General features: G+C 37.6%; 10 protein-coding genes. 7 read left to right on the top strand and 3 right to left on the bottom strand.

The genetic code is table 11. The features are described from left to right. The 4 genes from J2S17_RS21405 to J2S17_RS28955 all read left to right on the top strand — a co-directional run. Positions 1-561: hypothetical protein (locus J2S17_RS21405; RefSeq protein WP_307477908.1), on the top strand; the 561-nt coding region annotated here is incomplete at its 5' end. Positions 562-1251: 690 nt separating this feature from the next. After that, positions 1252-1452: a dihydrofolate reductase family protein gene (locus J2S17_RS21400; protein WP_307477907.1), complete on the top strand. Its 201-nt coding sequence runs from the start codon at positions 1252-1254 to the stop codon at positions 1450-1452. A gap of 46 nt (positions 1453-1498) precedes the next feature. Continuing rightward, complete coding sequence (locus tag J2S17_RS21395; protein WP_307477906.1) at positions 1499-1624, top strand: hypothetical protein; 126 nt, start codon at positions 1499-1501, stop codon at positions 1622-1624. A 32-nt stretch (positions 1625-1656) separates the two neighbouring features. Next, on the top strand, positions 1657-1773 hold the full coding sequence (locus J2S17_RS28955; RefSeq protein WP_370875097.1) for a hypothetical protein: 117 nt from the start codon (positions 1657-1659) through the stop codon (positions 1771-1773). A 57-nt stretch (positions 1774-1830) separates the two neighbouring features. Here the strand turns inward: J2S17_RS28955 and J2S17_RS21390 are convergent, their stop codons facing one another. The 3 genes from J2S17_RS21390 to J2S17_RS21380 are packed head-to-tail and all read right to left on the bottom strand — an operon-like array spanning position 1831 to position 4866. Beyond that, positions 1831-3195, bottom strand: coding sequence for an MFS transporter (locus J2S17_RS21390; RefSeq protein WP_307477904.1), 1365 nt, complete (start codon positions 3193-3195; stop codon positions 1831-1833). A gap of 13 nt (positions 3196-3208) precedes the next feature. Then, positions 3209-4399 (bottom strand): hypothetical protein, encoded by a 1191-nt coding sequence (locus J2S17_RS21385; protein ID WP_307477903.1) that lies wholly within the window; start codon positions 4397-4399, stop codon positions 3209-3211. Between the two features lie 2 nt (positions 4400-4401). Further along, positions 4402-4866 (bottom strand): RNA polymerase sigma factor, encoded by a 465-nt coding sequence (locus tag J2S17_RS21380; RefSeq protein WP_307477901.1) that lies wholly within the window; start codon positions 4864-4866, stop codon positions 4402-4404. Positions 4867-5224: 358 nt separating this feature from the next. Between J2S17_RS21380 and J2S17_RS21375 the strand changes: the two genes are divergently transcribed. From J2S17_RS21375 to isdE, 3 genes are all read left to right on the top strand, one after another. Continuing rightward, on the top strand, positions 5225-5884 hold the full coding sequence (locus tag J2S17_RS21375; RefSeq protein ID WP_307477899.1) for an NEAT domain-containing protein: 660 nt from the start codon (positions 5225-5227) through the stop codon (positions 5882-5884). Between the two features lie 2 nt (positions 5885-5886). Continuing rightward, positions 5887-7575: an NEAT domain-containing protein gene (locus J2S17_RS21370; protein WP_307477897.1), complete on the top strand. Its 1689-nt coding sequence runs from the start codon at positions 5887-5889 to the stop codon at positions 7573-7575. A 79-nt stretch (positions 7576-7654) separates the two neighbouring features. Continuing rightward, entirely contained in the window at positions 7655-8551 is an 897-nt protein-coding gene (isdE, locus tag J2S17_RS21365; protein ID WP_307477895.1) for a heme ABC transporter substrate-binding protein IsdE, read from the top strand. Positions 8552-8562 lie beyond the last annotated feature (11 nt).

Below are 8562 nucleotides of genomic sequence, written 5' to 3'. Positions count from 1 at the left end.
AAAACGATGAAAATATGTTCTAATCCGATGATTAGAACAAGAAAAAGGAGAAAAACGATGAAAATATGTTCTAATCCGATGATTAGAACAAGAAAGAGGAGGAAATCGATGAAAATATGTTCTAATCCGATGATTAGAACAAGAAAAAGGAGAAAATCGATGAAAATATGTTCTAATCCGATTATTAGAACAAGAAAGAGGAGGAAAACGATGAAAATATGTTCTAATCCGATGATTAGAACAAGAAAAAGGAGAAAAACGATGAAAATATGTTCTAATCCGATGATTAGAACAAGAAAAAGGAGAAAATCGATGAAATTACGTTCTAATCCGATGATTAGAACAAGAAAGATGAGGAAATCAATGAAAATATGTTCTAATCCGATGATTAGAACAAGAAAGAGGAGGAAAACGTCGAAAATAAGTTCTAATCCGATGATTAGAACAAGAAAAAGGAGAAAATCGATGAAAATAAGTTCTAATCCGATGATTAGAACAAAAAAGAGGAGGAAAACGATGAAAAAATGTTCTAATCCGATGATTAAAACAAGAAAAAGGTGAAAACCGTTGGAATTATGTTCTAATAGAACTTACGAGAAATGATAGGCAAAGGGTTTAATAGCTGTACCTCTCGGTTAAAAAAAGATTGAATGAAAGGGCTACTTATTAAAGGTTAGGAAATAAATAGATCATTCAATCCAGTTTTAAACCGATATTCAATATCTTTGTATAAACAGAGAAAGGGAATTTTTATATGAGGAGAAAGGGATTTCTAACGATATAAAAATTAGTTTATTGAAGAATCCAATCTTTTATCAACAGAACGAATATACGAGACATAAGTACTCATTTCCTTATGTGTAATCCGGTTCGATTTTAACACGTGTTCGATAAAGGAAATTTGATTAATAATTAATTTTAGTAATAAATTGTCATCATATTCGAATTTATGCTTAAGGTGCTTTAAATATAATAAGTCTCGGACGATGAGGAATCTTTCTTTAGAATCTAACAATTTAAACACCCCCAATCAATCATGCATTCACTTAAATACCTACCCGTTTTTAAAAGATAAAAACAAAAATAAAGAAAGCGTTTTAAGTTTAAGCATCAATCATTGGTGCTTGATTGGGAATATTAACTATTTAGTTAAATGTGAATCCGTCTTAAAGGTATTTTCTGTGGAGTGCAAGAAGTAATGGAGAAAACAAAAAGGGAGGATGTATATGGGGGAGAATTGTATTTCAAAAGATGGTTAGTATCGATGGATTTTTTGAGGGAGAAAACGGGGAGTTAGATTGGCATGTTGCAGACAAAGAATATAAAAAATTTGCTGTTGAGATACTTAGAGGAGCAGATGCTTTATTATTTGGTAAAGTCACATACGAACATATGGAAGAATATTGGAACAGCCCGTCTGCATTAAAAGAAGACCCTGTCATAGCTGAATGAATGCTCTGCCCAAGTATGTTTGTTCAAATAGTTTAAAAAGCTGCGGATGGAAACACAGCTGATAAGTGGAGATATCGAACAAGGAATTAAGGTGCTGAAGGGATATTATCAGGGAGATATCGTCCTGTTAGGCAGTTCCAAACTAGCTAGCAGTTTAGCGGTGAGGGTCTAACTGATGAATATTTGATTATCGTTAATCCAGTGATGGTAGGTAAAGGAAATCCTTTTTTATCTGGAATAAAAAATCAGCTGAAGTTGAAATTAATGAAAACAGAGCAATTTCGGTCCGGTAATATTTTACTTTGTTATCAACAGTTATAAGATAAAGAATAAAAGTGAAACCTCTTTCTACACTTTGAAAGAAAGAGGTAAATATGATTAATCAACTGTAATTTCGTGTTTTTTAGCCCTTGGTTTTTGAGATGTTCCTTTCTTAATAAGAAGAGGAACGAAAGCGAACAAAATTAAAAGAAGACCGCAGCCGACAAAAACGGTTTGAATGTTTGTGAGCTGGATGATCACTGCTCCAAGTAAAGGGGAAACAAATACGGAAGCACTCACCAATGTTTGGAATATTCCGGCAACTGTGCTTACATCTTTTTGATGAGGGATTGTCTGAATGACATAATTTGAGATAATGAGCGAAATTCCACCTCCGATTCCACTAAGAAAGCCGTACATAATGCAAAGCACAATTGAAAATCCAGGCTGGAGGAAACCAAGTCCAGCAAAACCGATGCCAATAAAGGTGAGCGCGCTGCAAACCCATAGTCCGATATGTTTAAAAGCAGTAAATCGGTTTAAGACATACATGGTCGTAATGGAACCCGCTCCTACAGCAGCTATGACCCATGTGACTAATTCTGGTTTGTTCGATGCAAGTTCACGGAATAAAATGGGGAATTGTGCATCAACGAGCTGGATGACAATCATTCCTAACATGGTTAATGAGACTGTCATTAATAAAATGGGGTTTCTTAAAACACTCCCCCAGCCTACTCTCCATTGCTCAAAAAAGGTGAGCTGTTTTTCTTGATTTCCATGATTCGTATGTTTTCCTTTCCCGATATTCACCTGCTTTTGCAAGGAGAAGAGAATACAGGCAGAGATAAAAAAAGCAGAAGCGTTGATGAGTAATAAATTTTTTGCCGGGATGAGAGCGATAAGGGCGCCTCCGGCAAGCGGGGCAAGGATTTTTGCCGCCTGGTTGATTCCGCCATTCAAAGTAATAGCCTGAATTCGCATTTTTTCAGGCACCATCTCGCGAATAAGGCTTTGTTGAGCCGGGTAATGGACTACATTGACCGAAGAGCGTATGGCGAGAATGATTAAAGCTATGATGGGCGAAGGTGCAATGAAAAGCATAAGAGTAAATAGAACAGTAAGACAATCGGCAACTGCCATAAGCTTTAGCTTATTGATTCGATCGACAAGAACACCTGCAAATTGAGAGAACAATGCCTGAGGCGCCCCATATGCAACTGGTATTAAAGCAAGCATATAAGGCTCCACTTTCCACATGTAACCAAAGATTATCATTAATGCGATCATATCAAACCATTGACCGATGACTGAAATACTATATGATGAAAATAACTTCCGATAGCCAGGTACGTCCCAAATTTTTCTTGGTTCTTCATTTTGTTTAGATGTAGATTCATGGAATTGATCCAGGGTGCCAGTAGCCTTCAGCATCTCTTGAATCCTTTGTTTAGCAATTTCTAATGCATATGGATGATCCATCAGGCACCCCTTTCTATAGAGTCAATTCTCCGATATTATCTAATTCTGGTTCTCTCTGGTTACTTGACACGTTAATAATACTACCCTTAGCTGTCTTTACAAGTTTTTGTACAATAGCTTTCATTTCACTACTTGAAACATGAATATTCCCAATTAACTCGATAGCAGATATTTTTTCAAAGAAGTTTTTATTAACATCTCCTTCGATTGAGAGTAACCCTTCGACAATTAGGGTCGTTTCTTGCTCGAGCAATGATAAGTCATTTTGATTCCAAGTTTCCTCGTCCACGTATCGTAAAATTTGTGAGTATACATAAACTTCTGTTTCAAAGTTACTTAAGGCTTCATAGACCAAATCTTCAATGTTTTCATGACAAACAATATATGATGTAGATTCGATGGAAGTAAATGCCTTGCTAAACATTTCTCTTGAAACATTTTTATTAAGAATAATTGGTTGCTCTGCATATATTGGTTGACCACGAAAGCGGCGAATAGAATGGCCATCAATAAACAGCTTAGTCTTCAGTAATTTAAACCCGGCAGGTATGGTAGTGATTTTGCCATTAACTAATCCTTTTGTAGAAAATATAGATACTTGATTTTCATAGATTACAGCCATGCCATTGACATCGAGACGATTGATTTTCTGATTAAAAAGATCCGTATCAAGGTTTTCATCCAAATAGAGCTTTCCATTGATAATGAAATTCTCATCTCCTGATAAGGATTGGAGGAAGTTATTATCAATGTTCACCTTTCCGATTTTAGGGATAGGTTCTTTACCTTCGTAGGTAAGGATGGATCCAGTTGTTTCTTTAAAGATTGTTTGTACAGCTCCCTTTAAATGTGAAGGTGTATAAGCGACTCCGTTAATAATGAATTCGCATTCAGAATCGTTTAATAATTCAAGAGATACATCATTATGAACGATGACGACTCCGTTTACAAACATACGAGTAGGTTCGGTAACTGCCTTTAAATAAGAATTGTCAAGAATGAACATTCCGCTATTTAATCGATATTCACTTTCAATAAGAGAGGATTTACCGATATTCCCAATATGCAATTTTGTTAGCAGAGAGGCTGTCTTGGGAGAATATAGCAGTAGCCCTACATTTTCGATATGCACGATATCCTTAATACTTTCCTCTGTGGCATTGATTAAATTTAAAACCCCGATATTTCCAATTTTTTGTCCCATATTTATTCCTCCTCAAAATATTTTCTCAGTGTTTTTATCGCTTGAGCTAGCTGATACCTGACAGTTGAAGCTGGAATCTCTAGCTTTTCGGCTATTTCATTACTTGATAAGCCAATCCAATAACGCTTAAAAATGATATCACTTTGATTCCGAGGTAAATTTTTTAGTATATCTACCATTTCAAACGAAGTAATTTTTCCAAAAGGCAGGGCTGTCTCAAATGCTTCATCATAATCGGTTTCCCTCTTATTCTTCCGGCGTTGATCTATCAAATTATTTTTCATTACCCGATAAAACCAGGCTTTTTGTTTGTATCGTGGCCAATCGATCAAATCCTTTTGCAATAAAGCCTTCTCCAATGCATCTTGAATTAGATCGTTTCCTTCCTGCTCATGATTTGCAATCGAGTAGGCAAAGCGTCGCAGGTCTTCTTTTAAACTCTCGTATACAGCATGCAATGGTATCACCTAATTTCATACATCAATTTGTTCTATATTACCAGATTCATATAGATAACGGATAAGTAAAGCGAAGTGTTGGGGGGAATTTAAATTTTTAAAATTATTTTTTAAAATTGTTTAGGAAAATATATGTTGACGATGATAATCATTATCAATTACAATGACGATGGAAGCAAAATCATCCTAATTACCCAATATTTTAATAAGGAGGGAGAAAGGGGAAAGAGATTATTTTTTTTAAATAACATTGAGAATGATAATCATTTATATTATAAAAGGCTTATCTATTAGGATGTTAGTAAGTTTTTTTATTTCAGTATAATTGAGAATGATAATCATTTATGAATGAGAGGGATAAAGACAGTTGAAAAAGCAGACTTATTTACATTCAGGATTCATTTTTATTTTGGCCCTTCTTTTCTTTGCTGTTTCTTCAGTTCTACCTGCTTCTGCACAAATTGCAGATGGAACATACAGCGTCTCGTATTCGGTTGTTAAACCGGATAGTGGATCCGCATCAATGGCAGATGGCTACTTTGCTAAACCCGCGACAGTGAAAGTAAAGGGAGGCAAGCTGCAAGTAAAACTGAATACAACGAGCAGCATGATTAAGGAGTTTCAGGTGGAATCAGGCGGGAGCTTGAAAGATGTAGCTGTACTTGCGACTAATGGGGAACAAAAAACAGTTCAATTCACTGTAGATTCCATTTCAAGCCCTGTTAATGCAAAAATCCATGTCATTGCAGATGCATCTTATGATCATTGGTATTCCATTCGACTTGCGTTTAATGAAGGCAGCATGAGTGCGATTCAATTAGATGAACCTGCTAAAGAAAGCGGGTCAGCAACTACAGGAGAAACTGGCGGATCCGAAAATAAACAAACAGCAACGAATGGCAGCAGCAATGCAGGGCAGGTTGATAATCCAGAAACTGGCGATTCAACAGCAATGTACGCGCTTATTGCAGTGCTTTGCGGCTCTAGCTTGATATTATTCAGAAAAATTCAAGTTAAAAGGGGATAACAATGAAAAGAATATTAAAAGCATTAGTAGCTGTGTTTGTGTTTATGCTTTGCTTTATCCAATATATCGGCCCATCCAGTGTGCAAGCAGCAGATGTCCTTGCAAATGGAAAGTATTCGATTTCTTATGATGTGATGTATGATGGTTCGCCTGCACCGCCAGCATGGGGGAATTATTTCTCTAAGCCGGCAAGCTTAGATGTAAAGGATGGAAAACATACAATCACGCTTACGCTCGGTGCAAGCCATGTAATAACTAAATTTCAAACTGAAGTAAGTGGAAGCTATCAAGATGTAAGGGTCATCAGCGAAGATCCAGCTAATCAAACGAGATTAATAAGCTTCGAGATTGTTGGCTTAACAAGTCCAACAAATACACAGATGGTAATGTCTTATGGCATGACACATCAGCTTCAGCTGGAGTTTGATCAAAATTCACTTAAAGTAATCGAGTTGGAACAACCAGAACTGCCTGAACAACCAGAGCCGGAGCAGCCAGGAACAGAGCAACCAGAGCCGGAGCAGCCAGGAACAGAGCAGCCAGAGCCGGAGCAGCCAGGAACAGAGCAGCCAGAACCGGAGCAGCCAGGAACAGAGCAGCCAGAGCCGGAGCAACCAGGAACAGAGCAGCCAGAAATTGCTGACGGGGAATACACCATCTACTATGATATTTTGTATGAAGGTCAACCTGCACAGGCAAGCTGGGTGAACTACTTCACAAAACCTGCTAAATTATTCATTCAAAACGGAAAACCATCTGTTGTTCTATCTGTAGGAGCCAGTCAAGTAATTACAAGCTTCCAGACGGAACTAAATGGCAAATATGCCGATGCAAAAGTAATCAAAGAAGATGCAGCAACTCAAACAAAAGAATATCAATTTGATATCTCAGGGTTTACTGATAAAACGAATGCAAAAATGGTGATGTCATATGGTGGCGTACATACGATTCAATTAGCATTCGATAAAGGATCAATAAAAGCTGTAACGGATACTAAACCAGATCCTAAGCCAGAAACTCCTGGAGAAACGAAACCAGATACTGAAAAGCCCGATAAAACTGAAGGTCTGGCAGATGGAGAATATAGCCTTCCGCTATCTGTATTAAGTGTAGACTCCGACACAGAATCGGCTTTTAGCAAATATTTTGCAAAAGAAGGAATGTTAAAGGTTGCAAATGGCAAGCAGCAGCTTTTCATTACGCAGGTCACAGGGTTAACTACTCTTGGGAGAGTCTCCATGGAGGTAGATGGTGCAGAAACTGCTCTAACAGAAGTCAGCCGTAATGAAGCAGAAGGCACAAGAGTTTTGAAAGTAGAGATTGCTGGTATCCAAAAAACATTCCTAGCCTCGATTGAAGCAATTGGTGCTCCACACCTTTATCCCGTTCGATTTGTATTTGATCTGTCGGATTTAGATATAGATATTGATGGAGACGAAGATGGTGGAACAGCACCAATTACTCCACCTGCTGATAATGGAAATGGAAATGGAACAGATGATAAAGACAAACAGTCATTCGAACGTGATGCTGATAAAAATGGCGCTACTGACAAAAAAGGTTCATCCGTCCTAAATGCAAAAACCAGCGATGGGTTGAACTATCTGCAAGTAAGCATGTACGGACTTATCTTATTGCTATCCGGATGGTATCTTGTAAGACGCTATCAAGCAAGAGGATTAGAAATGTAAAATAAAGGTTGTGCAATTTTGGGGAAGATCGCCGTTCATACGCAGGTATGAATGGCATCGCCCATTGTTGGAGGAATTTATGTCGATTATTAGAGTGGCTTTAATTTTTGTTTTAATTTTAATATTAGGCGGCTGTAGTGGAAACAGTGGGCAGACTGTTGTTCCAGAAAAAGATGGGGTAGCTACGAATGAGAAAGAAGAGGATAAAAGAGTTATTGCTACAACCTTAGCAATAACTGAAATTCTTGATCAACTGGAAGTGTCATTGATTGGAGTTCCAACTACAGGATTTGAAATACCGAAAAGATATAAGGACGCTATAGAAGTAGGCAACCCCATGCAGCCTGATATGGAGGTGATCAGCACATTAGGAGCTGATAAAGTCTTATCAGTAACAACCCTCGAATATGATTTGAAGGACAGTTTTAAGGTTGCTGGTGTTGATGCTGAATTCCTGAATTTGCAGGGTGTGGATGACATGGTAAATACGATTAATGAATTAGGAGAAGAGTTTGGCCGTGAAAAACAAGCAACCGAACTATCGGGAAGGATAGATAAGAAGATAAAAGAGATAGAACAGCAGACATCAAACTATGAATCTCCCAAGGTGTTAATTTTATTAGGAATACCGGGAAGTTATCTTGTGGCAACCGAACATTCCTATGTTGGCAACCTAGTTGAAACAGCTGGCGGAACTAATGCGATATCGGGGCAAGCAGAGGAATACATTTCGGCTAATACTGAATACTTGCATGAAGCGGATGCAGATATTATTTTGCGCTTATCTCATGGATTGCCAGATGAAGTGGCAAAAATGTTCAATGAGGAATTTAAAACGAATGATATATGGAAGCATTTTAAAGCAGTCAAGACCGAGCGCGTATATGATTTGCAAGAGCCTCGATTTGCCACAACTGCTAACCTTCATGTCATTGATGCGTTGGATGAGCTGACAAAGCTCTTATATGAGAAATAGAAGGAAGAGGC

The organism is Cytobacillus purgationiresistens, from assembly GCF_030813235.1.
GTDB lineage: Bacteria > Bacillota > Bacilli > Bacillales > Cytobacillaceae > Cytobacillus > Cytobacillus purgationiresistens.
This window is presented reverse-complemented; position numbering and strand designations above follow the sequence as displayed.